Origin of the sequence: Spirosoma profusum, assembly GCF_014699005.1 — a bacterium.
GTDB classification, from domain to species: Bacteria; Bacteroidota; Bacteroidia; order Cytophagales; family Spirosomataceae; genus Spirosoma; species Spirosoma profusum.
The window spans coordinates 1-25,115 of record NZ_JACWZY010000014.1 but is presented as its reverse complement, the minus strand read 5'-3'; the positions used below and the strand labels follow the sequence as shown (position 1 = coordinate 25,115).

The window sequence follows — 25,115 nt, the reverse complement described above, 5'->3', positions numbered from 1 at the left end:
TACAGGATCGGCCTTTTTTATTACTGGCAAGGCATTTGTTATACATTTACACAACTAATCTTCGGTTATGAAAGGAACCTACTTAGGTGAGTTTGAAGAAGTTGTGTTGCTGGCCGTCGCCATACGGTCGGGCGATGCATACGGAGCCGCTATTGTTAACGAGATTGAGCAGCAGATGAATCGCTCGGTTAATCTTGGGGCGGTTCATTCAGCCTTGAGTCGACTTCAGGAAAAAGGGTTGGTCAGTTCCGAAATGGGTGGGATGACAGCCGAGCGGGGAGGTCGCCGGAAACGACTGTATTCGGTAACAGCCTACGGTCGGCGAGCGCTGGAAGAAATTCGGCAACTGCGTAATCAGATGTGGGACGCCATCCCCAACCCGGCCTTGACATGATTGACGAAACATTTGTAGAGACCGGTCCGCCGTTGCGGAGGCATGCTTTGTCTCATAACCGGATGGTTTTTGACCGAAAGGTTTGTTGCTGACGCCAAGGAGACAAGGCATGCCTTGTCTTTACAAATACACAACTATGAAACCACCTTGTCTCGCTACGTTCCTGCTGCATCTATTCTGCCCACCTCACCGGGCGGAAGAACTGGAAGGAGACCTGAATGAACTATTCCAAGAACGTATCGCTGAGGTGGGATTGCAAAATGCACGCTGGCGCTACGTTCGGGATGTGATCAGTTTGCTACGTCCCTCCCTGATCAAACGAGAAAAATTTGAGTATTCACGACCAAATTCGATAACCATGCTACGTAATTATCTCAAAATCGCCTTTCGCAGTCTGGCCAAGAATCGCGTCTATTCGCTAATCAATACCGTAGGACTGGCATTGGGTATGGCTACTTTCGTGCTTATTGCCGAATACGTTGCTTTTGAACGTAGTGTGGATGGGTTTCATAAAAACCTGCCCAATCTGTACCGGGTTCTGATGGACAATAACCGTCAGACTTACCCACAACTGGCGCCCGGTGTAGCAATGGTGGGGAAACAGCAGTTTGGCGAAATACAGGATTATTGCCGAATAGCCAATGGCATCAGCGATGGCATCGTAACCTGGTCAGGAACGGGTAAAGCAGCTCAGAAATCCTTCCGGGAAACCAGTACAGCTTATGCAGATGGCAGTTTCTTTTCACTATTCACGTTCCCGCTGGCCGATGGTTCTCTCCTATCGCTTCAGCAGCCGAACGTAGTAGCAATCTCGGAAACCGCAGCCCATAAATACTTCGGCGATACTCGACCCATTGGCAAAGCCCTAACCCTGAATAATCAGTTTGGTAAGACTGCTTTTACGGTTGGAGCGGTGTATCGGGACTTTCCGACTAACTCTGATTTCCGGGCGAATATGCTGTTTTCGCTGCAAACATTGGCGAGTCCGGCTGGACTGAATGGCAACGATTGGGCGCGGCTGGATAATCTGGAAAGTAATTTTATCGATACCTATCTGTTGGTACGTCCCCAATCTGACTACCTGGCCCTGGAAACAAAATTCAACGACTTCAAGAAAAAACTAAAGCCGGAGGATACCGAAATGATTCGGTTGCAGCCGGTGAAAAACATGCATCTGTCGCGGTCGTTGAGCGATTATTACCAAACCAACGGCAATCTGCGATTTGTCTACCTGTTAGGTGGTATTGCGCTGTTGATTTTGATAATCGCCTGGTTCAACTACATTAACTTATCGACGGCGGGGGCGCTTCAACGTGCCAAGGAAGTCGGTGTGCGAAAGACTGTCGGGGCGGGGAATGGGCAATTGATTACGCAGTTTTTGAGTGAATCACTCCTGCTGAATCTGATAAGTCTGAGCCTGGCACTCGGACTGATTTCGGTGTTGCAACAGCCATTTAATCAGCTTACAGGCCGAGTGTTATCGACAGACGTATTGCTACGCGGCAATTTCTGGGCATTCACTGTGGGATTTCTGCTGGCAGGCACGCTCCTGTCGGGTGGATACGTAGCATTTGTGCTGACTAAATTCCGGCCAGTTCAGGTATTAAAAGGAGCAATTAGCCGAGTGGGGCAGGGTGTTACGTTGCGGCAATCGCTGGTTGTATTTCAATTCAGTGTATCCATAGCACTCATGATTGCCACGGGTGTGATGCTGCAACAGCTTCGGCACATGCAGACGCAGGATTTAAGCATGAAGCTCGACCAGTTGCTGGTACTACGTGGCCCTGACGTTGGGAAAGACAGTACGTTCAAAACACGTAGTGGAGCGTTTCGGCAGTCAATTTCTCAGTTGGCGTCAGTTCAGGCATTCTGTACTTCGGGTAGTGTACCGGGGAACTGGTATAACTTCAGCGCCGATGGCATTACCCGACCAAATCCTCAACCGGGCGATAACCAGAAGACCTATGCCGTCGTCAATGCTGACCATCGTTTTCTCGGTACGTATGGAATCAAGCTAGTTGCTGGTCAGAACGTTACGGCTGCAGAATGCGATAAACCCTGGAATGCCATCACAAAGGTGATGATTAATGAACGAGCTGTTGAGCAGTTAGGATTTTTATCTTCATCGGCAGCCGTCGGTCAGAAAATCAAATGGGGACGTGATCTGGAAATTGTGGGCGTGGTTAAAAATTATCATCACCAGTCGCTCAAACAGGCCATCGAGCCCATCATCTTCATTCCGCAAACCAGCGTCTATTATACAACCGTCCGACTCACGACGGAGCAGTTACCCGCTAAAATTGCGGAACTGGAAGGGCTGTTCAATCAGTATTTCCCCGGCAATCCATTCGACTACTTTTTCGTCGATGAGCGCTATAACGAGCAGTACAAGGATGATCAGCAGTCGGAACAGATATTTACGATAGCCTCATTACTAGCCATTTTTATTGCCTGCCTGGGTCTGTTCGGCCTCGCTACGTACATGACGGAGCAGCGAACCAAAGAAATCGGTGTTCGGAAAGTGCTGGGTGCGTCAGTCGCTAGTATCGTTACGTTGCTCTCCAAAGATTTCCTGAAGCCGGTTGCTATTGCGATTGTGATTGCGTCACCCATTGCCTGGTACGCTATGGATCGCTGGTTGCAGGATTTCGCCTACAAAATTGACATTAGCTGGTGGGTGGTTGGATTGGCCGGATTGCTGGCCGTGGGCATTGCGTTAGCCACCGTCAGTTTCCAAAGTATAAGAGCCGCGTTGATGAACCCCGTGAAATCACTACGTTCGGAATAACCATCCGGTCCTGAAACAAGGCATGCCTTGTCTTTACAAATACCCAACCATGAAACCACCGAAATTCGCTACGTTCCTGCTGCACCTATTCTCTTCTCCTCATCGGACTGAGGAGATGGAAGGTGACCTGGAGGAACTATTTCAGGAACGTATCAGGGAGGTGGGTTTACGGCAGGCTCAGTGGCGTTACGTTCGGGACGTAGTGAGTTTGCTACGTCCTTCGCTGATCAAACGACAAGAACACCATTACCCAAGGCCAACCAATACAACTATGCTACGTAATTATCTGACCATCGCGTTTCGCAATCTGACCAAATACAAGGGATATTCAGCGATCAATATTGCTGGTCTGGCAACGGGCATGGCGGTAGCCATACTCATTGGCATGTGGGTCTGGAATGAGTTTGCCTACAATAAGTCCTACGCAAATTATGGCCGCATTGCCAGAGTGATGCAGAATCAGACGTTCGACGATGGCGTAAAAACCTGGACTGGGCAGGCCATGCAGTTAGCTCCGGAACTACGTAGCAGTTACGGAAGCCATTTTAAATACGTCGTTACGGCCGACTACCCTGGAAGCCATCTGTTATCGCTCGGCACCAAAAATATCTCCAACGTCGGAAACTTTATGGAGCCTGACATAACCGAGATGCTGGCGCTGACGATGTTGAAAGGCACGCGGTCGGGGCTTCGTGATCCATCGTCAGTTTTACTTTCCGAAACGGCCGCAAAATCGCTGTTTGGCGATACCGATCCATTGAATAAACTCATTACCATCGACAAGAAAATCCCGGTTAAAGTAACAGGAGTCTATGCCGATTTACCGGCCAATTCCTCGTTTCAGGAACTGATGTTTATTGCCCCTTTCGAACTGAAAAAGAAGGGCTTACCCGATTGGGTTGGTTGGGGAAATAGCTGGTTTCAGACGTTGGTACAGATTGCCGATAATGCCAACATGGAAACCGTGTCAGCAGCCATTAAAGATGCTAAACTGAACAAAGTCAGAACCAATGACGACGCCCGATTTAAGCCCGTTATGTTTTTGCTGCCGATGAGCAAATGGCATCTGTATTCGGAGTTTAGAGAGGGGGTAAACGTAGGCGGCCAAATTCAATACGTTCGGCTATTCAGCATTATTGGCCTGTTCGTGTTACTGCTGGCCTGCATTAATTTCATGAATCTGAGTACGGCACGTAGTGAAAAAAGAGCTAAGGAAGTGGGCGTTCGGAAGGCAATTGGTTCGGTTCGCAAACAGATCATGTTGCAGTTTTTTAGTGAGTCACTGCTGATTGTCAGTGTTGCGTTTATCCTAGCTCTGATGTTGGTTGTACTCGTGCTACCCGCCTTCAACGCAGTAGCTGACCGGCACATTGCCATGCCCTGGAGCAACCCACTTTTTTGGATTGCAGCGGTTGGCTTCAGCGTGTTTACCAGTGTGGTGGCAGGCAGTTATCCAGCCATTTATCTATCTTCCTTTCAGCCGGTTAAAGTGCTGAAAGGCACCTTTCGGGTTGGGCGATTCGCAGCGCTTCCGCGTAAAGTGCTGGTGGTGGTTCAGTTTACGGTTTCCATTACGTTGATTATCGGTACATTGATTGTTTTTCAGCAGATTGACTTTGCGAAAAACCGGCCGGTTGGCTACGACCGAAGCAATTTGGTGTCGTTTTGGATCAAATCTGACAACCTAATCAATCATTTCAATACGTTCCGGGAAGAGTTGCTGAATACGGGATTCATTGAGGAAGTGGCAGCTACGGATTCACCCGTTACCTATACGGGCGTAACCAATAGTGGTCTGGAATGGAGAGGTAAAATCCCAAATATGGCCGATGAATTTGTCACACTACGTGTCACGCATGAATTTGGGAAAATGGTTGGCTGGAAAATCAAGGAAGGACGGGATTTTTCCAAAGAATTCGCCACCGATTCCAGTGGATTTGTACTGAACGAAGCCGCCGTTGCGTATATGGGTTTCAAAAAACCAATTGGTGAAATCATCAAATGGGGAGACGGAACTTATAAAGTCGTTGGTGTAGTCAAGAACCTGATTACTCAATCGCCCTACGAGCCTGTCAGGCAAACCATCTTTTTCATCAATTACAAACGAATTTCGCTCATCACCTTTAAAATTAATCCGGCCAAAAGTGCGCCGGAAGCTTTAGCCAGGGTGGAAGCGATCTACAAAAAATACGACCCGGACAACGAGTTCAATTACAAATTCACCGATCAGGAGTACGCGAAAAAATTCGGAGAAGAAGAACGTATTGGCAAGCTAGCCAGCTTTTTCGCCATTCTCGCCATATTCATTTCCTGCCTAGGATTATTTGGTCTGGCGTCGTTTGTGATGGAGCAACGAACCAAAGAAATCGGTATTCGCAAGGTGATGGGTGCTTCCGTTTCCAATTTATGGCAGCTGCTTTCAAAAGATTTCGTGGTGCTGGTCATTATTTCGCTTTTGATCGCGATTCCGGCGACCTGGTATTACATGCACGGATGGATTCAGCAATACACCTATCGCACTGAAATCTCCTGGTGGGTTTTTGCCGCATCAGGAGCGGGTGCGCTGCTCATTACGTTGCTGACGGTCAGTTTCCAAAGCATCAAAGCCGCGTTGATGAACCCGATAAAATCACTACGTTCCGAATAACCTACGTAGAGACAAGGCATGCCTTGTCTCATGACCGGATGGCCTTCTTAACCGGATGGTTTATTGCTGACGCCTAGAAGACAAGGCATGCCTTGTCTCTACAACAAATACAAAACCATGAAACCCCGAAACGTCGGACCGCCCCGTTTTGCTACCTATCTCCTACACCTGTTCCTCACGCCAAACCGGGCCGAGGAAACTGAGGGTGATCTGGAGGAACTATTTCAGCAACGTATCGGAGAGGTGGGTTTACGGCAGGCTCAGTGGCGTTACGTTCGGGACGTAGTGAGTTTGCTACGTCCTTCGCTGATCAAACGACAAGAACACCATTACCCAAGACCAACCAATACAACTATGCTACGTAATTATCTGACCATCGCGTTTCGCAATCTGACCAAGAATCGAGTGTATTCCTTCATCAACATTTTCGGGCTGGCGTCGGGGATGGCCGTCGCGATGCTGATTGGCTTGTGGATTTATGATGAATTGTCTTTCGACAGACAGTTTAAAAACTACGATCGCATTGCCAAACTGTGGCAGTTTGTAAAATTCGACGTAGAGAAAGCGTCCTATGATGTGATGCCCATTCCGCTGGCGCAGGAACTACGTAGCAAATACCCTGATTTCGAATCGGTTGGCATCTCCGTAACACGTAGCACTATTCTGGCAGCCGGAGAACGAAAACTGCTCAAACTCGGCAATTACGTTGAGCCTGACTTTATGAAAATGATGTCGCTGAACGTAGTGTCAGGCACTCCGTTTGGAAGTAATGACGTCAATTCAATTCTTTTGTCGGAGTCGCTTGCCAACACGATGTTTGGTACTGAGAATCCGCTCAATAAGCTAATTAAACTGGACAATAAACAGACGGTGAAAGTAGTGGGCGTTTACAAAGATTTGCCGTCCAATAATACGTTCAACGACGTTACGTTTCTGGTTTCCTGGAAATTTTTCGCGGCTAACGATGAAGGTGCCAAACGCGACCGGGATCAATGGGATTCCAACTCATACCAGATTTTCGCTCAACTCAAACCGGGCGCTGATTTCGACCAGGTTTCGGCTAAAATCAAGGATATACGTATGAAGCGCGATAATCCGCCGGGCTATAAACCTGAATTCTTCCTGCACCCGATGTCCAAATGGCACCTGTATGGTGATTTTAAAGACGGCGTCAACACGGGTGGACTCATTACGTTTGTCTGGCTGTTTGGGAGCATCGGCGGGATTGTGCTGCTGCTGGCGTGCATCAATTTCATGAATCTCTCAACGGCACGTAGCGAGCAACGCGCAAAAGAAGTCGGGATCAGAAAGTCGATAGGATCACTACGTAGTCAGCTCATTTCGCAGTTTTTCAGTGAATCGCTGTTGCTGGCGCTCTTAGCTTTTGTCCTTTCTATTCTGTTCGTACAGCTTACATTACCATTTTTCAATCAGGTGGCCGAGAAAAAGATGGTGATTTTGTGGGCAAATCCGCTATTCTGGCTCGCAGGACTAGGTTTCAGTCTGCTAACAGGCTTGATTGCAGGCAGTTATCCAGCGCTGTATTTATCCTCGTTCCAACCAATCAAAGTGCTTAAGGGTATCATGCGGACCAGTCGTTCGGCTACCATTCCGCGTCGGGTATTGGTTGGATTTCAGTTTACAGTTTCCGTTACGTTGATTATCGGCACCATCATCGTTTTCCGGCAGATCGAACACGCTAAAGACCGTCCAGTGGGTTACAGCCGAAGTGGATTAATTGAAATCGGGATGTATGCCCCTGAACTTTCCAGGCATTATACAGCCCTACGTAATGATTTGCTCAATACAGGTGCGGTTGCTGGTATGTCAGAATCATCAAATTCGATAACTGTGCAGGCTGGTGGCACTACGGACATTTCCTGGAAAGGTAAAAGTACTGACACTAAGCCGCTTGTGATGTCGAATTACGTAACGCACGATTTTGGCAAAACGGTTGGCTGGCAGATTAAGGAAGGTCGGGATTTCTCCCGCGATTTCAGGACAGACAGTTCGGCCATGATTTTAAATGAAGCATCGGTTAAGCTGATGGGCTTCCAGCAGCCAATTGGCGCAATTGTTCGTCAAGGTAGCCGCGAATACAAGGTGATTGGTGTCATAAAAGATATGGTGAAAGAAGACCCGTTCAAGCCGGTCAATCCGTCTTTTTTCGCAGTCAACTACCGGAATGTCAACACGATCAACATTCGCTTAGCCCCACAAGTATCAGGTCATGAAGCGCTTGCAAAAGTAGAGCAGGTTTTTAAAAGCTACAGCCCTGATTCGCCCTTCGAATACAAATTTGTCGATGACCAATATAGCCAAAAGTTTGGTACAGAGGAACGTATTGGTCGATTAGCGGGTGGTTTTGCTATACTAGCGATTTTAATTAGTTGCCTGGGGCTGTTTGGGTTAGCATCGTTCATGGCCGAGCAACGTACTAAAGAAATTGGCATTCGGAAAGTGCTGGGCGCATCGGTTTTCAACGTCTGGGGCTTACTGTCGAAGGAATTTGTAATGCTGATTCTGGTAGCTTTTTGTCTGGCCGCGCCCCTTGCTTACTACGTTCTGTCTGACTGGCTCCAGAATTATCAATACCGTACCGAGCTATCGTGGTGGATATTTGCCGCTGCCGGACTGGGCGCGTTAGCCGTTACGTTGCTGACGGTCAGTTTTCAAAGTATCAAAGCTGCGCTGGTGAATCCGGTGAAATCACTACGTTCGGAATGACACACGTAGAGACAGGGCATGCCCTGTCTCATGACCGGATGGCTATCTCAACCGTATGGATTATGGCTGACGCCCGTGAGACAAGGCATGCCTTGTTTCTACAACCGATATAAACAGAAACCATGAAACCCCGAAACGTCGGACCGCCCCGTTTTGCTACGTACCTGCTGCACCTCTTCTGCCCTCCGCATCGAGCCGAAGAGATGGAGGGCGACCTGGACGAGCTGTTTCAGGAACGTATCCGGGGGGTGGGTTTACGAGAAGCCCGCTGGCGTTACGTTCGGGACGTAGTGAGTCTGCTACGTCCTTCCCTCATCAAACGAGAAAATACAAATACTTACCCAACTCCAGCTTTTACAACCATGATTCGTAATTATCTCAAAATCGCATTTCGGAATCTAGCCAAGAACCGGGTGTACTCCTTCATCAATATTGGCGGACTAGCTGCGGGAATGGCCGTCGCGATGCTGATTGGCCTCTGGATTTATGACGAACTATCGTATGACCGGTATTTTCAGAACTACGACCGCATCGCCAAAGTCATGCAAAAGGGTACGTTCAATGGGGAAGTGTTTAACGGCGAATACAATCCTGCACCAATGGGCCCTGAATTGCGGACTGTTTACGGCAGTGATTTCACGCACGTCATTATGTCGTCCGGGGATGGCAATAACGATCACATTCTGGCGTATGGCGAAAAGAAATTCACCAAAACTGGCAGTTATCTAAGCGCTGGTGCGCCGGATATGCTCGCGCTGAACATGCTCAGCGGTACACGGAATGGCTTGAAACACCAGAATTCGATTTTATTGTCGGAATCGGTTGCCAAAGCGTTGTTTGGCGAGACCGACCCATTGGGCAAACTCATGAAGATCGATAATAAGCTGGATGTAAAAGTGACGGGCGTTTATGAGGATTTTCCGTACAATACTGAGTTCAGAGACCTGAAATTCATCGCTCCCTGGGATCTGTATGTAGCGTCAGAATCCTGGGTGAAACAGGCGCAGGACAATGTCGAATGGGGTAACTTTTCCTGGCAGGTGCTGGTTCAGATCGCACCCAACGCCGATTTTGATGCCGTTTCGGCCAAGATCAAAAACATACGGCTGAAGCATAATCCAGAGGTAGCATTCATCAAACCCGAGGTTTACCTGCTGCCGATGAGCAAATGGCATCTCTATTCGGGTTGGGATAAATCAGGAAACTTGGAAGGGCGCATTCAGTACGTCTGGTTATTTGGGATTATCGGCGTGTTTGTGCTACTGCTGGCTTGCATCAATTTCATGAACCTCAGTACGGCACGTAGTGAAAAGCGCGCCAAAGAAGTTGGCATTCGAAAGGCCGTTGGTTCGGTACGTAGCCAGTTGATTGCACAGTTTTTTAGCGAATCACTACTGGTCGTTGCTTTTGCATTCGTGTTAGCTATTCTGTTCGTACTGCTGATCCTACCTGTTTTCAATGATGTAGCTGATAAACAGATTGGTATTTTGTGGACAAATCCGGTTTTCTGGCTCTGTGGCATCGGTTTTAGTCTATTGACAGGGCTGATTGCAGGCAGCTATCCAGCGCTTTACTTATCGTCATTCCAGGCAGTTAAGGTACTGAAAGGTACATTCCGGGTGGGCCGATTTGCCTCGATTCCGCGTCAGGTTTTAGTTGTTGTTCAGTTTACGGTTTCCGTTACGCTGATTATCGGAACGATCATCGTGTTTCGGCAAATTCAACACGCTAAAGATCGCCCAGTCGGGTATGATCGGAGCGGATTGATAACAGTAGCGATGAATACCCCGGAATTGCACCAGCACTACAACGCCCTTCGGGACGCTCTGATTCAGACCGGCGGTGTTGTCGATATGTCAACGTCGTCGGCTCCGGCAACGAATCTGAACTCACAGAATAGCGGATTTAGCTGGGAAGGGAAAGACCCAAATTTCAAAGAAAGCTTTGGTACGATTGCCGTTTCGCATGATTTCGGCAAAACAGTAGGCTGGCAGTTTGTGCAGGGTCGCGATCTTTCCCGGAAATTCGCCAGTGATTCATCGGGCATGGTGCTGAACGAAACGGCTGTCCGTTACATGGGTTTAAAAGATCCCGTGGGCAAACAAATTAAATGGAATGATTCACAATTTCGAGTAGTGGGTGTCATCAAGGACATGATTATGGAGTCGCCCTTTAAACCGGTAACTCAAACCGTTTATATGCTGAATTATGGCTGGGCCAATGTCATCAATATCAAACTCAATCCGGCACGTAGCACCAGCGAATCGCTTGCTAAAATTGAAGGAGTTTTCCGTAAATTCAACCCAGGAAGTCCATTCGATTATCGATTTACGGATCAGCAATATGCCTTAAAATTTGCCGCTGAGGAACGTATCGGCAAGCTGGCTTCGGGATTTGCCATTCTCGCCATTCTGATTAGCTGCCTTGGGCTGTTCGGGTTAGCTTCGTTTGTTGCCGAACAACGTACCAAAGAGATTGGCGTTCGGAAAGTGTTGGGCGCATCGGTTACCAACGTCTGGGTACTGCTTTCCAAAGACTTTGTGGTGCTGGTTGTGATTGCGTTTGGTATTTCCTCGTTCATCGCTTACTACTTTTTGAACGGTTGGCTCCAGAAGTATCAATATCATACTGATTTGTCGTGGTGGATTTTTGCCGTAGCTGGCTTAGGAGCGCTGGTCGTTACGTTACTGACGGTGAGTTACCAGAGTATCAAAGCCGCGCTGGTGAATCCGGTCAAATCGCTACGAAGTGAATAACCTACGATGAGACAGGGCATGCCCTGTCTCATGACCGGATAACTTTTTAACCAGATAGTTTATTGCTGACGCATGTAGAGACAAGGCATGCCTTGTCTCTACCAATTACCCTATGCCCTTGCCATTAACCCCGTACAGAAACGGACAGGCTTTGTACGGTATCGGACAGTTATACTACGTTAAAATAGCCCAATTCATACGTAGCAGGCTTTTTTCGGGTGTGGCATAGTAGTTGGAACTGTTAGCGAAGCTAACCTCAACGCCCTATGCTACGTACCTATTTTAAAATCGCCTGGCGAAACCTAGTTAGTAACAAACTCTACTCCTCTCTCAATCTGGCTGGCCTGTCTATCGGGCTGACTTGTTTTGCTTTTATTGCGCTCTGGATACAGGATGAGTGGAGCTTCGACCGCTTCAACGAAAATGCCGACCGCATTTACCGGGTTGCCAGCAAAATCATCGGCGATTCCGAAACCTTCGAGCACGCGGTTTCGGCGGTACCACTGGGCCCTGCGCTCAAAGCCGATTACCCTGAAGTAGAGCAGTTCGTCCGATTCGATCCGAGCGATGCCGTCGTGAAGCGCGGAGATCGGGTGTTTGTGGAAGAAGGAATTCTACTCACCGACCCGTCGTTTTTTGATACGTTCAGCTACTCGATGACGGTCGGCGATCCAAAAACGGCCCTCACCGATCCATACAGCATTGTCCTGACTGAAAGTATGGCCAAAAAGTATTTTGGCCAGGAAAATCCCGTCGGTCAGAATTTAACCATCATGCTGAACGATTCGACGGGTAAGGGGGTTCCTTACCGAATCACGGGTATTATGCCCGATGCACCCAAAAACGCCCACGTTACGTTCAGTTGCCTCGTTTCGTTTGAAACCCTCATAGCGTATAATCGCGCCGACCTGGCGGGAGATGGTGCCTGGGGCAACAATAGTTATTACACGTACATTCTGCTAAAAAAAGGCGTTGATTATAAAGCCTTTGCCGCCAAATTGCCTCAGTTCTATGACCGGCACGTACTGCCTATCAATCAGCGTTACGGTGTTAATAAGCGTACGGCGGAATATCAGCTTATGCCCCTCACGGACATCCACCTAAAATCGAATGTTCGGTACGAGATAAGTGCTCCCGGTAGCCTGACGAATCTGTACATTTTTGGTACTGTGTGTCTGTTTATACTACTTCTGGCAGGTATCAATTACATGAATCTGGCTACGGCCCGCTCGTTGAAACGCGCGAAGGAAGTGGGTGTCAAGAAAGTGATGGGCGCCTTGAAAGGCCAACTCGTTGGCCAGTATCTGCTCGAATCCGTTATTCTGGCAGTTGGCGCGCTGGGCATTGCTCTTTTGTTGTGTTACGGGCTGCAAAGTGCCTTCGCTCAGCTTACGCAGAAAGAAATCGCTGTTTTTCAGTCACCGGTTCTGCTCGCGTTTCTGGTGGGTATCGCATTACTGGTCGGTCTGGGATCAGGGCTTTATCCGGCCTTTTTCATTTCTTCCTACCAGCCGACGACCGTGTTAAAAGGTAGTTTGGCTACGTCGGGGAAAGGAGTTTGGCTACGTAAGACACTCGTTGTTGCCCAGTTCAGTATAACGATTGTGCTGTTAGTAGGCATTCTGGTGATCAACGCTCAACGGTCATTTATAGCGAACAAAAATTTGGGCTTCCAAAAAGATGCGTTACTGCAGGTGAAAGTTAACGGCGATATTGACGTACAGCGACGTATCGAACCGTTTAAAAATGACCTGCTGAAAAGTCAGTATGTCAAAAATCTGACGACCAGTAACAGTATTCTGGTTGGCGGTCTGGGCAACAATGGTATGGAAACGGTGGACAATCGGGGCAAGAAGCTGCAAACCAGCATCTTTCGCCTGAGAGTCGATTACGACTACCTTGCTACGCTAGGGATGCACGTAGTAGCGGGCCGGTATTTTTCAAAAAACTTCCCCACCGATAATCCCACCGACTCGACTCAGAATTTTATTATCAACGAAGCCGCAGTAAAAGCTTTTGGCTGGTCCGGTGCCGATAAGGCTATCGGCAAACCGTTCTCGATGGGTGGTCGACGGGGACAGGTAGTAGGCGTTGTAAACGATTTCCATTTTAATTCCCTTCAGCACAAGGTTGAACCGCTGGCGATGGTCATCCGGGATTTTGGTTTCTCACGTATCATCCTGAACATCGACGGACAAAAACCGCAGGAAGCTATTGCAGAGTTGCAGGCCCAATGGAAAAAGCATTTTCCGACCGCTTACCTTGATTACGATTTTGTCGATAAAAAACTGGGCGAACAATACGAAGCTGAAGCCCGCTTTTCAACGATTTTCCTTTATTTCTCGCTCATCTCAGTCCTGATTGCCTGCCTGGGTCTTTACGGCCTGACGACGTTCACGGCTGAGCAACGTACCAAAGAAATCGGCGTTCGGAAAGTGTTGGGAGCCTCCGTGGCAAGTGTGGCGCTGCTGCTATCGAAAGACTTTCTGAAGTTAGTAGGCATCGCTATCGTAATTGCCACCCCCATGGCGTGGTATGCGATGAATCGCTGGCTGGCTGATTTCGCCTACCGCATTGATATGCAGTGGTGGGTGTTTGCAGTAGCAGGACTGTTGGCTGTGGGAATCGCCCTGCTGACAGTCAGCTTCCAGAGTATCAAAGCCGCCCTGATGAATCCAGTGAAATCACTACGTTCCGAATAATGTAGAGACAGGCCATGCCCTCGCAACGGCGGACCGGTCTCTACACATGAAAAATCCTTACAACAATGCTAACGAACTACTTCAAAACCGCCTGGCGCGCGCTTCGGCGAAACTGGAATTACACCGTTATCAACGTAACAGGGCTAACCTTCGGACTGGCCTGTTGCCTGCTGCTGTTTCTCGCCATCCGCTACGAACTCAGCTACGACCGGCATCACACCAACGCCGAGCGAACGTACCGAGTCATTTCGTTCTATAAAAAATCGGATAGCGACGGACGTAACGTGGGTATTGCACTACCTGCATTGGCGGCACTACGTAGCGATTATCCCGAAATCAAAAAACAGGTAACGCTTGTAAATGAAACGAGTGGCGTAGTGCGAATAAATGCGTCGAAGAAGTTCGAGGAAGAAGATGCTACAATGGCATTTGTAGAACCCGCCTATTTCCGCCTGTTCGATTATAACTGGAAAAGCGGCAGTCCGGAAACCTCGCTAAACAATCCGAACACGGTAGTACTCTCGGAACGTATGGCCCAAAAGTATTTCGGTAGCGCAAATCCGATGGGCAAACGGTTCCGGTTGGAGAATCGAATGGATTTTGTGGTGACTGGGATTGTGGCGAATCCACCCGTTACAAGCAGTTTGCCGTTTGAAGTGCTGTTGTCGTTTGCATCGTTGAAAACATATGGCTCCAATACGAACTGGGACGACTGGCAATCAACTTCCAGCCAGACGCAGCTTTACCTGATGCTACCGGATGGTCAGTCTCCGCAGGCTATGGAACGACAGTTGGTGAACTTTGTGAATAAATACCACAATCCCGACGACGCCAAAAATCTGGTTTACGAACTGCAACCCCTCACGCAGATTCACACCGATACGCGCACAAGTAATTTTGCGGATCGCAGGGTAAGCACACAAACCATTTGGGCGATGGGGCTTATTGGTCTGTTCATCCTGATTACGGCTTGTGTCAATTTTATCAATCTGGCCACCGCACTGGCCATCCGTCGGGCGAAGGAAGTAGGTGTTCGCAAAACACTGGGCAGTTCCCGAACGCAGTTAGTACGTCAGTTTCTGGGCGAAACAGGACTGTTAACGGGTTTGGCCGTCCTGTTTTCGCTCGTTATAGCTTATGCAGCCCTTCCCTACGTTATCGAACTCCTGGATGTCAGGCTGGAACAATCGGACCTCTTTACGCCGACGATTCTTGGTTTTTTGGTGGTGCTTGCCGTTTGCACTACGTTGCTGGCGGGCTTTTATCCGGCGCTGGTGCTGTCGGGTTATCAGCCGGTATTGGCCCTTAAAGGAAAATTCGGTCTATGGGCAGCGGTCAGTTAACGCTACGTCGAACCCTGATTGTAGGACAGTTTGCTATTTCGCAGATACTTATCATCGGCACCATCATCGCCTACAGCCAGATGCAGCTTTTCCGCTCGACAGATCTCGGTTATAACAAAGATGCGGTATTGACGGTACCCATACCTAATAAGGCCGAGGGAAATCAGTTAACGAATTTGCGGGCAAAATTAGTGGGTCAGCCCGGTATCCAATCCATGAGCTACAGCATGTCGACGCCCTCAGCTCGTGGTAACTGGTGGACAAGTTTCCGCTACGGCCCAGCCAATAAAGTTGCTGAATTTACGGTTGTGATGCGCCCGGCGGATACAGCCTATTTCCGCACTTATGGTCTGAAATTGATAGCGGGTCGCATTCAACACCCATCCGACAGTATCAGCGAATTTGTGGTCAATGAAGCATTTGTGAAGAAATTGGGATTCCGCAACCCGCAGCAAATTCTGGGGCAGTTTCTCTCTGATTTTAACGGAAGCAAGGTCAAAAAACCAATTGTGGGCGTAGTAAAGGATTTCAATACGTTCTCGCTCCATCAACGTACCGAAGCCTGTATCATCACTACGTTAGAGGGAGCCTACCGCCGACTCAGTATCAAACTATCGCCACAGGCTACCAATCAGGAATCAATCAGTCGATTGCTGAAGACAGTGGAGCAATCCTGGTCCGCTACGTTCCCTGACTTTGTGTTCAACTACGAGTTTGCCGATAAAGCCATAAACAATTTCTATCAGACCGAGGAGCGTCAGTTTTCTTTGTTTCGGCTGCTGGCGGGAATTGCCATTTTTATCGGTTGTTTAGGTCTGTATGGCGTAGTGGCGTTCATGGCGGAGTCGCGCACGAAGGAAGTGGGAATTCGGAAAGTGCTGGGCGCGTCAACAGCCCATATTTTCCATCTGTTCTCGTTCGACTTTGTGAAGCTGGTAGCCATTGCCTTAGTAATTGCCTCGCCAGTGGCCTGGTACGTTATGACGAACTGGCTGAAAGATATCGACTATAAAGTATCCATTGAATGGTGGATGTTCGCAGTGTCCGGTTTGGTAGCCGTCGTTGTCGCGCTCCTGACTGTCAGTTTTCAAAGCCTTAAAGCGGCTCTGATGAATCCGGTGAAGTCACTACGTAGTGAATAGAATAGGGCTGTGATGGGACCGATTTTACCTTCCGCCCCCTGCCCTCTGCTGCTTATTTCGTAATTTGGAGTAAAAAACAGATTTGAACGTAAATTTCAACGGATTCGACCTCATTGTCATTCTGGGCGTTACGCAGGGACTGCTCTACGCAGGCTTGTTGCTAACCCGATACGGCCAGTACGCCAGCAAACGTTTGCTGGCGTTGCTGTTGCTGGTATTCAGCGTATTGAGTGCCAAAATTCTCCTGCACACACTAGGTCTGTGGCAAAATCCGACGCTACGTTATTTTCCACTCGCCTTCGATCTGACCATCCAGCCACTTCTGTATTTGTACGCCATTGCGCTGACGCAAAAACAGTTCCGACTCAGGTCGCACCTCGTTCATTTCGCCCCCACACTGATTTTCCTGCTTCACGCCATTGTCGTTTATATCCAGACGCAGACGACAGATGACCTTCTCCAGAAAGACCTGATCGCCGAAAAACTTGCCTTTAACCGTGTAAAGCAGATCGAAGATTACCTGTCGGTGCTCTCGGGAATAGTGTACGGCTATCTGAGTTTACGTCGACTGAACCAGTATCGACTGTGGCTTTTCGACACGATCTCCGACACGTCTTATCCAACCTACACCTGGCTTCGGAACGTAGTGATTGTCAGCGGTGGCGTCTGTCTGTTACTGACGATCAATATCGTTCTCGATGCCGGACTGGGTTTCACGACGCGCTACTTTCTGCACTGGCAGTTGTTCTACGTTTATCTGTCTGGATGCATTTATTACCTGGCGATCATGGGGTATCAGCAGCCACCATTTGAAGTCGCTTTTGAAGCAACCAGTACTCGTTCATCGGAAAATCGAACCTCTATTGGCCTGGACATAGCACAAAGCCGGGCGATCAAGTCCCGACTGGAAACGGCTCTTGATCAGGAACGTGTTTTTTTAGATCCCGATTTAAGTCTGAACAGTCTGGCCGATCAACTGAATGTATCACCCAACGTATTATCAGCGGTCATCAACAGCGAGTTCGGGAAAAGTTTCCGAAGCCTTATCAACGAACGCAGGGTAACCGAAGTAACGCACCGACTAACTGACCCAACGTATCAGCACTTATCTATTCTCGGTATCGCCCTCGATTCGGGCTTCAATTCCGAAGCCAGTTTTTATCGAGTTTTCAAGTCCATTACCGGTGTATCACCCCGTCAGTTAGCTGAGCAACAGGCTCTCAAAACACGTAGTAAGGACTCTCAAAAGCCAATTTGAGAGGAAAGGCGTAGTTTCATAGGGTTGTTTTGCCACGAATCATAGCAAAACAATTTATCATGAAACGTATCATTTTTTGTCTGCTGATGGCGGTTGCTACGAACAGCATCGCTCAGCTTCAACCAACCGCCCAGAAGAATGCCCCATTTCTCCTGAAAACAAACTGGGACCAGTTTGGCAGTTACGCCCGCTACGTTCCCGACAACCACGTACTGGGTTGCTGGAGTACGGCCCTCGCTCAAATTTTTTATTACCACCGATTACGTCCCAGCGGTATTGTCGACTACCAATGTTCGAAGGGTTACGTCATCCGCGATACGTTGTCGAAGCATCCGTTTTCCTGGGACCAGTTTGCTCCTGAAATTGACGCTACTACGTCAGCGGTGGCCAAAAACAACATTGCTTTACTGTCGTACCTGACCGCCGAAGCGATACGTAAAGACTTCGGAACGGGTCACTATCTGGAGTTGGTCAATCCCGTCGGGCAGATTGAAAAACACTTTCCCTGCAAAGCCGATTTCTATGTATCGTTTACGGAACCCATCCCGCTTTCCAAAGACCAGTTGACCACCATTTCCCGGCAGGAAAACATTCGGAACGTAGTACAACGCGACGACGTAGTAAAACTGATACGTGAGGAAATCGACGCCCGCCGACCCGTCTATTTCCACTTCGGCAATTTCACTACGTACGGTCACTCGACGGTCATTGATGGCTACCAGCAGGAGGCCGATACGTTCTGGGTACACATCAACTACGGTTCCAGCGGCCAACGTAGCGGCTGGTACGATCTCTTCAAACCAATCGACGTAGCAGATGACATCAAACTCCGCGCATTCGTCACCATCAAGCCAACGTAGCATGGGGGTAAATGGCTTGGGGTGAGAATGAGATTTCGCATGTTGGCGTCTTTTCCTCTGCCCCACCCCCTCTGCCCTCTGCTACTTAAGAAACATTAAGATATATATTCAGAAATAGCCCTAAATAATCATTCAGAACAGGCATAGCCTCAACGTTTCCTGTCAAACGATAAATAGTTGCGCATTCGCGTTTTTTGATAACCCTTTTATTGACCCTGTTTTTATAAAGTAGGGTCAACGGCCCTGTTGTTTCTGCCAGGCTTCCATTGTTTGCTGCACAATCGCTGAGTTCGACACCGACTGGTATTTCTGAGTCGATGAAATGGATTTATGCCCCATCAGCTCCTTTAGGGTAAAGGTATTCATGCCTCCCGTAGTCATGCGAGTAGCAAAGGTTCTTCGGGCCATGTGCGAGGACATTGCCTGATAAAGTGGCATGGTATCGGCCAATAGTTCGCCTTTATAAAAACTACCAACGGTTACAATTCGGGTCAATCCGGCCTGCTGTCCAATCTGGCGAAGTGTAGCGTTGTAGTTTTTCCCATCGGGTGGACGCTGATCAGTGGCCGGATTCAGCAGTAGTGTATACGCAAACTCGCTCAGTGGCACCGCCACACGGTTGCCGGTCTTTTGCTGCAAGGCCATCAGGCAGGGTACATTTTCAATAAATTGAATCTGAGGATTTAAAAACTGCCATTGGTCCGACCGGCGTAATCCTGTTTGGCACGCTAACAAAAAATACCAGCGCACCTTTTCCAGATAATATTTATCGGCATATCCGGTCGTTAAGGATTTACCCAGCTTTACATTAATAATAGCCAGTTCGTCTTCGGGCTCCAGTACCGGACTAATCACTTCACCCGGACTGCTTTCCAGCCAGTGAATATCACGGGGCGGATGAATGTCCAGCCGTTCGGCATAATCGCACATGCCCCGAAGCAGACAGATATAGGCATGTATGGTGTTATCGGATAATTCCTCTTCTTCCTGTAAATACGCTTTAAACCGGTTGAGAATGTTTATTTTCAGGTCAGCCCAGGTAAGATCTGAATTGAACGTTTCGAGCTGCTTATGCACTGCCTGAAGGGACCGCGCCCATTCGGGACTGCGGTTAGCCCTCATGTCAGCCTGATAGATCGAAAAGAACTCAAATAAGGTTGGCTGGGAGGAAATATCAGGCGGAGTTAGCAAACTACCTTTCTTTTGCTTTTTACCCAGCAAATCGGTCTTGATGCGTTCAACTTCAGCCTGAACGGAAGTGATGGTCAATACCTTGGCCGATGAATCGTTTTGATTCCGGTAGAAGAACGTGGTTAACTCACTCTCGAAGGTAGAAAGGGTCTGGTTGATGTGGGCGGCTGCCAGGCTGGATTTAACCCGTTCGTTTTTAAAGTGATTGGGCAACACTTTTTCCCCCGTTGAAAAGCGTACCTTTTGACTAAGCCAGCATATCCGGCCGTAAATCATGAAACGTCCAGCTTTGTCGGGTTGATCCTCTTTCAGGTAAAACGTGAGCGTCATTAGTTGGAATTTGTTGTTTAACTGCTAATATTTGTATGGCCTTACGGGGCTTGGATCGGGAGAACTCGGTCGGCAGGGAGTCAGGCAGTGGTCTGACTTTTTGTTTTAAAAAGCACTCACTATGGAATCTGTCAGTCAAGATACAATAGACTATAAGGAGCTCCTTTTAAAATATATGTGGGTTGTTGCGGACTGCGAAAGCGTAACCTTTGTTAGAGAGTGTTCTACAAACCCCAACGCTTACGTGCGCTTTTCGGAGGGCGAGAAACGTGCGCTGGTTGAATTGGAACGCCGTCTTTCTCAAGGGCAACTTGTCCTGTAAAGGGCACCCAATCTTTTTTTTCTAAATCCCATAGCCGGTAGACCATAGTCATTTCCCCTACACCTTCAGGTTTATTATCAACCAGATGCACATCGATTTTTTGCGTCGCCAATTCAGGTGATAACGGTTCATCTCCTTTGTATTCGTATTGGAGCACCTGTTCCAGTAAGTTTTCTTTATACAAATACCAGCCCCAAAACCTTAACACTTCGGCGGCCAACTTTAACAAATCAATCGGATCGCTTTTTATAGGATGAACGATTACACGGAAATCAGAATAAAAATACCAATCAGAGGGATTATTTTCATAGGGTACAATACTGCAACAGACTATTGTGTGAACATCCTTTCTGCCATTAATAAGACGATCACCGCGATTAATCTTTACGTGCTTCGATGAATTAAAAACGTCACCTATTAATTGATAGGACCAGCATAAATCACCAATATCTTTACGAGACCGCTCTATACCTGTACTCTCATTTATAGCCTCTCGTAAATGAAAAAGTTTTCCAGCCGCTTCCATTGCGGCATTATATAAAGCGACCGTACCACCGCTACGACTATCAAATGTTTCTACATAGCGAGTAAAGGCCGGCCCTAATTCATTAAAGTAGTAGTCTTTATAATAATCGGGCCTCATGTCTTTTTCCTATTTATATAATTACTCATTTACATACCACCCTTTATTTTACCTCCGCTCCCTCTCCAGCTTCTCAATCCGCTTCTGCTGCTCGATCACATACAGCGTCAATTGCCTTTTTTCTTTTTGCGTCGAGCCATAAACTTTTTAAAAGCCTCGAAATCCTCTTCACTTACATCGCCAAGCCCTTCCTCATCATCATCTTCATAGCTATTTTCGTCCAAGTCTGGAGTTGGGCCACCATCTATTGTCGATGTATCGTTTTTTACTTCGCTAGGCATTGACAATAACTTCACTTCAGGAGCCATAAGCTGCCTAGGATTATAACTTGAATGAGCTGTAAATTCAGGTAAAATTGCCCCAGCGGAGAGAAAGTCCTTAACCCCACCTAATAGGGCTCGCCTATAAATTTCCGCCTGTTGTTGGCTTATTTTATCTTCTTTTTCAAGTAGATTTATCTTTTCCAACACTGGTAATGAATCTGATATAATTTCAATACGTTCTTCAATTTTTTTCTCTTTATGAAAAACCACCCTATCCCACATTCCAATTATTAATTCTTTAACAGCTTCAACAACTTTAGCTGCACCCAGAAAATCAAACGACTTATCGCTTCCCGAATCAATAGCAATAACACTTAAATCATTGCCACTGTGTCCCATAAGACCTGACAGGACACCATAAAATGCATTGGTGCTACTAAGTGCTTTAATTAGTCGATCTGGCTTGGAGGATATTTTATGATCCTCTTCAGGTAGAATTATAGTTAGCAGTTGAGTGTTTTCATTGTCTCCATCATACTCCGCTATCAAATCATCTTTTCGCTCCGTATAGCCTATATTATCTTGCTTAAAAAGCTCTAGTAACGGAGTTAAATGATTTTCAAAAAAAACAATACTATTATAAAACCTCCTAAAAATCGACTTTACTTCTCCAACGTTTGCGCCTGAAATAGCTTGCGCCCAAAGTTTTGTATCTTCAAGCCCATTTAAACTAAAAAGCTTTATTATCGCTTTTTCTGTTTTATTAAAATTAAGGTAAAATATTTTATATATATTAAAGGCATCAAGTAGTTGTTCAGGAGAAGTTTTATCATCAGCCTTTTGCAAACTAATCAAAGCATTTGGCATATTTGACTTTAATAAAGCGTCCTTAATGTTATTAATTGCTCTATTTATTTCAATTCGTCTCATGTATAAATAGTGATTTAGGATTTATGTAGAGTTTATTTTTTCTAAATAGATTTCTACAGAAATGCCTTCCAGTGGTCATATACATGAAAAACTCTTCGTATTTCGTCCATTGGTATTTCTCTTGTCTCTTTATTGTTATAGGATTGAACTGTTATAGTTCGTTTTTGAATATTAATCTCAACTAAGGTTTTGATTATCAATTCATCTTTGTAATCAAGCATTACTATTTTCCCGATTCGAGGAAACTCATTATTTGCTGTTTTATAAGCTAACATTTCCCATCCAGCTTCTAATCTTGGCTCCATACTATCTCCATTTATAGTGACGATTGTATGATCCTCGGGCGGTATGCCTGGATAAAGGCGATCAAAGGGAATTGACTCCCATTCCTGTTCTTCAGGTGGTCTATTCAAATATGCCGTATATCCAAAACCTGCCCTAGCATACAAGGGCGTTTTTAGAATTGGCACTAGATCAAAAGATTGCGCAATTCGTATTGGCCTTAAATTGACTGGCTTAACAACTCCATTGGACTGATATTCAGTCTCTTTCATATCGCCTTGTCCTGACAATATCCATTCGCTTCTATATTTCCATTTTAACTCAATTGCATCTGCCAGATCTTGAGATAGGCTTTTCTTTCCAGTACGTATTGCCGATACGATTGATGGGTGCCTACCAGATAACTCCACAATTTGATTAACTGTGCGCTCTTCGAGTTCTGCAATCTTCTCTAAACGTTGATACGGAGTCATTCTATTTGGAAAGAGGAATCGTCTTTTTGATACCGAATAGTTAAGGGTATGATACAGCATACGGGTATGGAATTAAAAAAATGAGACGATTGGGTAAAATATTTGATACTAGGTATTGACTTTTAAATATTAGTATCATAATTTTGATACCAACATTAATACCAACCGCAACACCAACCGCAATATAAAGATACTGACGGTATATGGCACAACAATCATTAACCCAACGGCTAAAAAAAATACGTGAACGGTGCCTAAACGTGCCAGGTGGCATAAAAGGAGTTGCCGAACGGATGGGGCGAGTTGAAAATACTTTACACAACTGGTTCAAAGGCCGAACAACACCAACTGTAGCTGATGTCGAGCAGCTAATTGAGCAACTTGAAGTCCTTGAAAAACAGGCACTTGAAATTGAAAAGGCAAATCAAAGACGACTTAATGCAGCACTCGCCTAAGACCATGAAAACTCAAGAAAACCAAATCATAGCCAATCAAATCTACGCTCAGTTAGCCGAATTGAGCATACTCATCAAGCAAGCTACTGCCGCTGGCTTGTCGGTAACAATTCGGGAAATACCCTCTGTTGACGATGTGGTCAAGTCAACTTACTGCAAAACAGTTGGTAATCTCTCTGCGTCCATTACGAAAACTATCGTTGAGCACTATTAGCCATGAGCAATATCATTCTTCCAATCAACACCATTGAGGGTAGTTTGCAGGTTGTGAACACAATTGACTTTGCCGAGGGACTAGGTATCCAGCATGCCAGTATCATTAAAACGATACGCGAATACTTGCCAGCGATTGAAAAGGATTTTGGAAGGGTCCGATTTCAAATCGGACCCTTTGAGACAGCGGGTGGTGTTCAGCAAGTTAACTATGCCCTACTCACCGAAGATCAATCCCTGTTCGTCGGTTCACTTTCCCGCAATTCGGAACGGGTTGTAGAATTTAAGTCGGTATTGGTTCGCTCGTTTGCTGAAGCACGTCGGCGGCTGTCCAACTCTACCCCTACCCCCTCCTACCAGATTGATGATCCGATTCAACGGGCCGAAGCCTGGATTCGGGAACAGAAAGAAAAACAGGCATTGGTGTTTGAAAACGCTGAACTCAAGCCTAAAGCCGACTACGCTACGAAAGTGCTTGATAGCTCCAATACGCTGATTACGACCAATATAGCCCAGGAATTGGGCATGAGTGCCATTGCGCTGAATCGGCTTCTACAGGAAAAAGGGGTGCAGTATAAACGCGGTGGCATGTGGAACCTGACGGCCAAATACAACGGCAAAGGGTACGCCAAACTTGCTACGTTTCACCACCCTGGCCGCGATGGTTCTTCGCGAACTGAACATTCGTTGGTCTGGACTGAAGCCGGTCGCGAATTGATTCACTCGCTGCTAAATCCAGCTATGACGCCAGCCGCACAATCTGTTCAACTCGCTACTGCCTAACCCATAAATGATATGCAAGTCCTTACCACCTACAACGGCTCGGACGACGATTACGTAGCCATGCTTGAGAGGGCTTTGAAGCCATTTGTCGAGCGGCTACGTGAACTGGAGATTTCTGCTGGCTCTGCTAAACACCTGTACACTATCAAGGATGTGTGCGAACGAACGGGGTACGGCCGTTCGGTGGTGTGTCGATGGATTCACAAAGGCACACCCGACCGAAAAGGGAAGCTTATCTACCTCAAACACAAAGAGATAACCAAAGGTGATTACCGGATTCAACCCGCTGATTTAGATCAGTTTCTCTCTCATTTCTAAAAACAAAACCCGGCATCAATTCGGGTGCCGGGCTGTCATCAATCTTATATTATAATCCCTGCAAATCTATGTCAAATCCTGCAACATTTCAACAGAAAATGCACCTGGCTACGTCGGTTTTACGGGCCGTGGAAATCAAACAGTTAGCGTTTAATGAACTCTCCGACGAAGAGGCTCACCGGGAACTGGATTATCTGGTTGCCAAATACGCCGGACCCCACTGCAAAACGATTGATTTCCACGCCGACGCGCTCTATCACGGCAAACGCCATCTGATCTACGATGTAGTGACCGA

Annotated in this window: 19 protein-coding genes; 15 read left to right on the top strand and 4 right to left on the bottom strand. The window is 47.1% G+C overall.

Annotation, left to right across the window (positions count from 1 at the left end; translation table 11 throughout):
* Positions 1-67: 67 nt before the first annotated feature.
* The 10 genes from IC229_RS16855 (at position 68) to IC229_RS16815 (ending at position 18,617) form a co-directional block, all read left to right on the top strand.
* Positions 68-394, top strand: a complete 327-nt coding sequence (locus tag IC229_RS16855; protein WP_190888176.1) for a PadR family transcriptional regulator — start codon at positions 68-70, stop codon at positions 392-394.
* Between the two features lie 136 nt (positions 395-530).
* A complete protein-coding gene (locus IC229_RS16850; RefSeq protein WP_223834037.1) occupies positions 531-3,182 on the top strand; it encodes an ABC transporter permease in 2,652 nt (883 codons plus the stop codon).
* 49 nt (positions 3,183-3,231) lie between these two features.
* The gene (locus IC229_RS16845) at positions 3,232-5,829 is read left to right on the top strand and encodes an ABC transporter permease (protein ID WP_190888175.1); all 2,598 of its coding nucleotides are present in this window, start codon (positions 3,232-3,234) and stop codon (positions 5,827-5,829) included.
* A gap of 117 nt (positions 5,830-5,946) precedes the next feature.
* The gene (locus IC229_RS16840; RefSeq protein ID WP_190888174.1) at positions 5,947-8,556 is read left to right on the top strand and encodes an ABC transporter permease; all 2,610 of its coding nucleotides are present in this window, start codon (positions 5,947-5,949) and stop codon (positions 8,554-8,556) included.
* Between the two features lie 122 nt (positions 8,557-8,678).
* A complete protein-coding gene (locus IC229_RS16835) occupies positions 8,679-11,312 on the top strand; it encodes an ABC transporter permease (RefSeq protein WP_223834036.1) in 2,634 nt (877 codons plus the stop codon).
* Positions 11,313-11,578: 266 nt separating this feature from the next.
* Positions 11,579-14,014: an ABC transporter permease gene (locus IC229_RS16830; RefSeq protein ID WP_190888173.1), complete on the top strand. Its 2,436-nt coding sequence runs from the start codon at positions 11,579-11,581 to the stop codon at positions 14,012-14,014.
* 65 nt (positions 14,015-14,079) lie between these two features.
* A complete protein-coding gene (locus IC229_RS35930) occupies positions 14,080-15,357 on the top strand; it encodes an ABC transporter permease (RefSeq protein WP_317171584.1) in 1,278 nt (425 codons plus the stop codon).
* Positions 15,339-16,499, top strand: a complete 1,161-nt coding sequence (locus IC229_RS35925; RefSeq protein ID WP_317171583.1) for an ABC transporter permease — start codon at positions 15,339-15,341, stop codon at positions 16,497-16,499. The genes IC229_RS35930 and IC229_RS35925 overlap by 19 nt, the downstream gene beginning before the upstream one ends.
* Positions 16,500-16,581: 82 nt before the next feature.
* Positions 16,582-17,757: a helix-turn-helix domain-containing protein gene (locus tag IC229_RS16820; RefSeq protein ID WP_190888172.1), complete on the top strand. Its 1,176-nt coding sequence runs from the start codon at positions 16,582-16,584 to the stop codon at positions 17,755-17,757.
* A 59-nt stretch (positions 17,758-17,816) separates the two neighbouring features.
* Positions 17,817-18,617 carry a C10 family peptidase gene (locus IC229_RS16815; protein ID WP_190888171.1) on the top strand — a complete coding sequence of 267 codons (801 nt, stop codon included), beginning with the start codon at positions 17,817-17,819 and terminating at the stop codon, positions 18,615-18,617.
* A 234-nt stretch (positions 18,618-18,851) separates the two neighbouring features.
* Here IC229_RS16815 and IC229_RS16810 read toward each other — a convergent pair whose 3' ends face one another.
* From IC229_RS16810 to IC229_RS16795, 4 genes are all read right to left on the bottom strand, one after another.
* Complete coding sequence (locus IC229_RS16810) at positions 18,852-20,138, bottom strand: site-specific integrase (RefSeq protein ID WP_190888170.1); 1,287 nt, start codon at positions 20,136-20,138, stop codon at positions 18,852-18,854.
* 224 nt (positions 20,139-20,362) lie between these two features.
* Positions 20,363-21,103 (bottom strand): hypothetical protein, encoded by a 741-nt coding sequence (locus IC229_RS16805; RefSeq protein WP_190888169.1) that lies wholly within the window; start codon positions 21,101-21,103, stop codon positions 20,363-20,365.
* Positions 21,104-21,210: 107 nt separating this feature from the next.
* Positions 21,211-22,296 carry a hypothetical protein gene (locus IC229_RS16800; protein ID WP_190888168.1) on the bottom strand — a complete coding sequence of 362 codons (1,086 nt, stop codon included), beginning with the start codon at positions 22,294-22,296 and terminating at the stop codon, positions 21,211-21,213.
* Positions 22,297-22,349: 53 nt separating this feature from the next.
* A complete protein-coding gene (locus IC229_RS16795) occupies positions 22,350-23,111 on the bottom strand; it encodes a S24 family peptidase (protein WP_190888167.1) in 762 nt (253 codons plus the stop codon).
* A gap of 143 nt (positions 23,112-23,254) precedes the next feature.
* On the opposite strand from IC229_RS16795, the gene IC229_RS16790 reads away from it, so the two are divergent.
* The 5 genes from IC229_RS16790 to IC229_RS16770 all read left to right on the top strand — a co-directional run.
* Positions 23,255-23,506: a helix-turn-helix domain-containing protein gene (locus IC229_RS16790; protein WP_190888166.1), complete on the top strand. Its 252-nt coding sequence runs from the start codon at positions 23,255-23,257 to the stop codon at positions 23,504-23,506.
* A 4-nt stretch (positions 23,507-23,510) separates the two neighbouring features.
* Positions 23,511-23,720: a hypothetical protein gene (locus IC229_RS16785; protein ID WP_190888165.1), complete on the top strand. Its 210-nt coding sequence runs from the start codon at positions 23,511-23,513 to the stop codon at positions 23,718-23,720.
* Positions 23,721-23,722: 2 nt separating this feature from the next.
* The gene (locus IC229_RS16780) at positions 23,723-24,502 is read left to right on the top strand and encodes a phage antirepressor KilAC domain-containing protein (RefSeq protein ID WP_190888164.1); all 780 of its coding nucleotides are present in this window, start codon (positions 23,723-23,725) and stop codon (positions 24,500-24,502) included.
* Positions 24,503-24,514: 12 nt separating this feature from the next.
* Positions 24,515-24,820: a helix-turn-helix domain-containing protein gene (locus IC229_RS16775; RefSeq protein WP_190888163.1), complete on the top strand. Its 306-nt coding sequence runs from the start codon at positions 24,515-24,517 to the stop codon at positions 24,818-24,820.
* A 68-nt stretch (positions 24,821-24,888) separates the two neighbouring features.
* A partial coding sequence (locus IC229_RS16770; protein ID WP_190888162.1) for a hypothetical protein occupies positions 24,889-25,115 on the top strand: 227 nt, incomplete at its 3' end.

What these genes read in the sequence shown, in the direction of transcription:
- IC229_RS16855 (WP_190888176.1), top strand. Translation starts at nt 68, where the DNA reads ATGAAAGGAACCTACTTAGGTGAGTTTGAAGAAGTTGTGTTGCTGGCC.
- IC229_RS16850 (WP_223834037.1), top strand. Translation starts at nt 531, where the DNA reads ATGAAACCACCTTGTCTCGCTACGTTCCTGCTGCATCTATTCTGCCCA.
- IC229_RS16845 (WP_190888175.1), top strand. Translation starts at nt 3,232, where the DNA reads ATGAAACCACCGAAATTCGCTACGTTCCTGCTGCACCTATTCTCTTCT.
- IC229_RS16840 (WP_190888174.1), top strand. Translation starts at nt 5,947, where the DNA reads ATGAAACCCCGAAACGTCGGACCGCCCCGTTTTGCTACCTATCTCCTA.
- IC229_RS16835 (WP_223834036.1), top strand. Translation starts at nt 8,679, where the DNA reads ATGAAACCCCGAAACGTCGGACCGCCCCGTTTTGCTACGTACCTGCTG.
- IC229_RS16830 (WP_190888173.1), top strand. Translation starts at nt 11,579, where the DNA reads ATGCTACGTACCTATTTTAAAATCGCCTGGCGAAACCTAGTTAGTAAC.
- IC229_RS35930 (WP_317171584.1), top strand. Translation starts at nt 14,080, where the DNA reads ATGCTAACGAACTACTTCAAAACCGCCTGGCGCGCGCTTCGGCGAAAC.
- IC229_RS35925 (WP_317171583.1), top strand. Translation starts at nt 15,339, where the DNA reads ATGGGCAGCGGTCAGTTAACGCTACGTCGAACCCTGATTGTAGGACAG.
- IC229_RS16815 (WP_190888171.1), top strand. Translation starts at nt 17,817, where the DNA reads ATGAAACGTATCATTTTTTGTCTGCTGATGGCGGTTGCTACGAACAGC.
- IC229_RS16810 (WP_190888170.1), bottom strand. Translation starts at nt 20,138, where the DNA reads ATGACGCTCACGTTTTACCTGAAAGAGGATCAACCCGACAAAGCTGGA.
- IC229_RS16805 (WP_190888169.1), bottom strand. Translation starts at nt 21,103, where the DNA reads ATGAGGCCCGATTATTATAAAGACTACTACTTTAATGAATTAGGGCCG.
- IC229_RS16800 (WP_190888168.1), bottom strand. Translation starts at nt 22,296, where the DNA reads ATGAGACGAATTGAAATAAATAGAGCAATTAATAACATTAAGGACGCT.
- IC229_RS16795 (WP_190888167.1), bottom strand. Translation starts at nt 23,111, where the DNA reads ATGCTGTATCATACCCTTAACTATTCGGTATCAAAAAGACGATTCCTC.
- IC229_RS16790 (WP_190888166.1), top strand. Translation starts at nt 23,255, where the DNA reads ATGGCACAACAATCATTAACCCAACGGCTAAAAAAAATACGTGAACGG.
- IC229_RS16785 (WP_190888165.1), top strand. Translation starts at nt 23,511, where the DNA reads ATGAAAACTCAAGAAAACCAAATCATAGCCAATCAAATCTACGCTCAG.
- IC229_RS16780 (WP_190888164.1), top strand. Translation starts at nt 23,723, where the DNA reads ATGAGCAATATCATTCTTCCAATCAACACCATTGAGGGTAGTTTGCAG.
- IC229_RS16775 (WP_190888163.1), top strand. Translation starts at nt 24,515, where the DNA reads ATGCAAGTCCTTACCACCTACAACGGCTCGGACGACGATTACGTAGCC.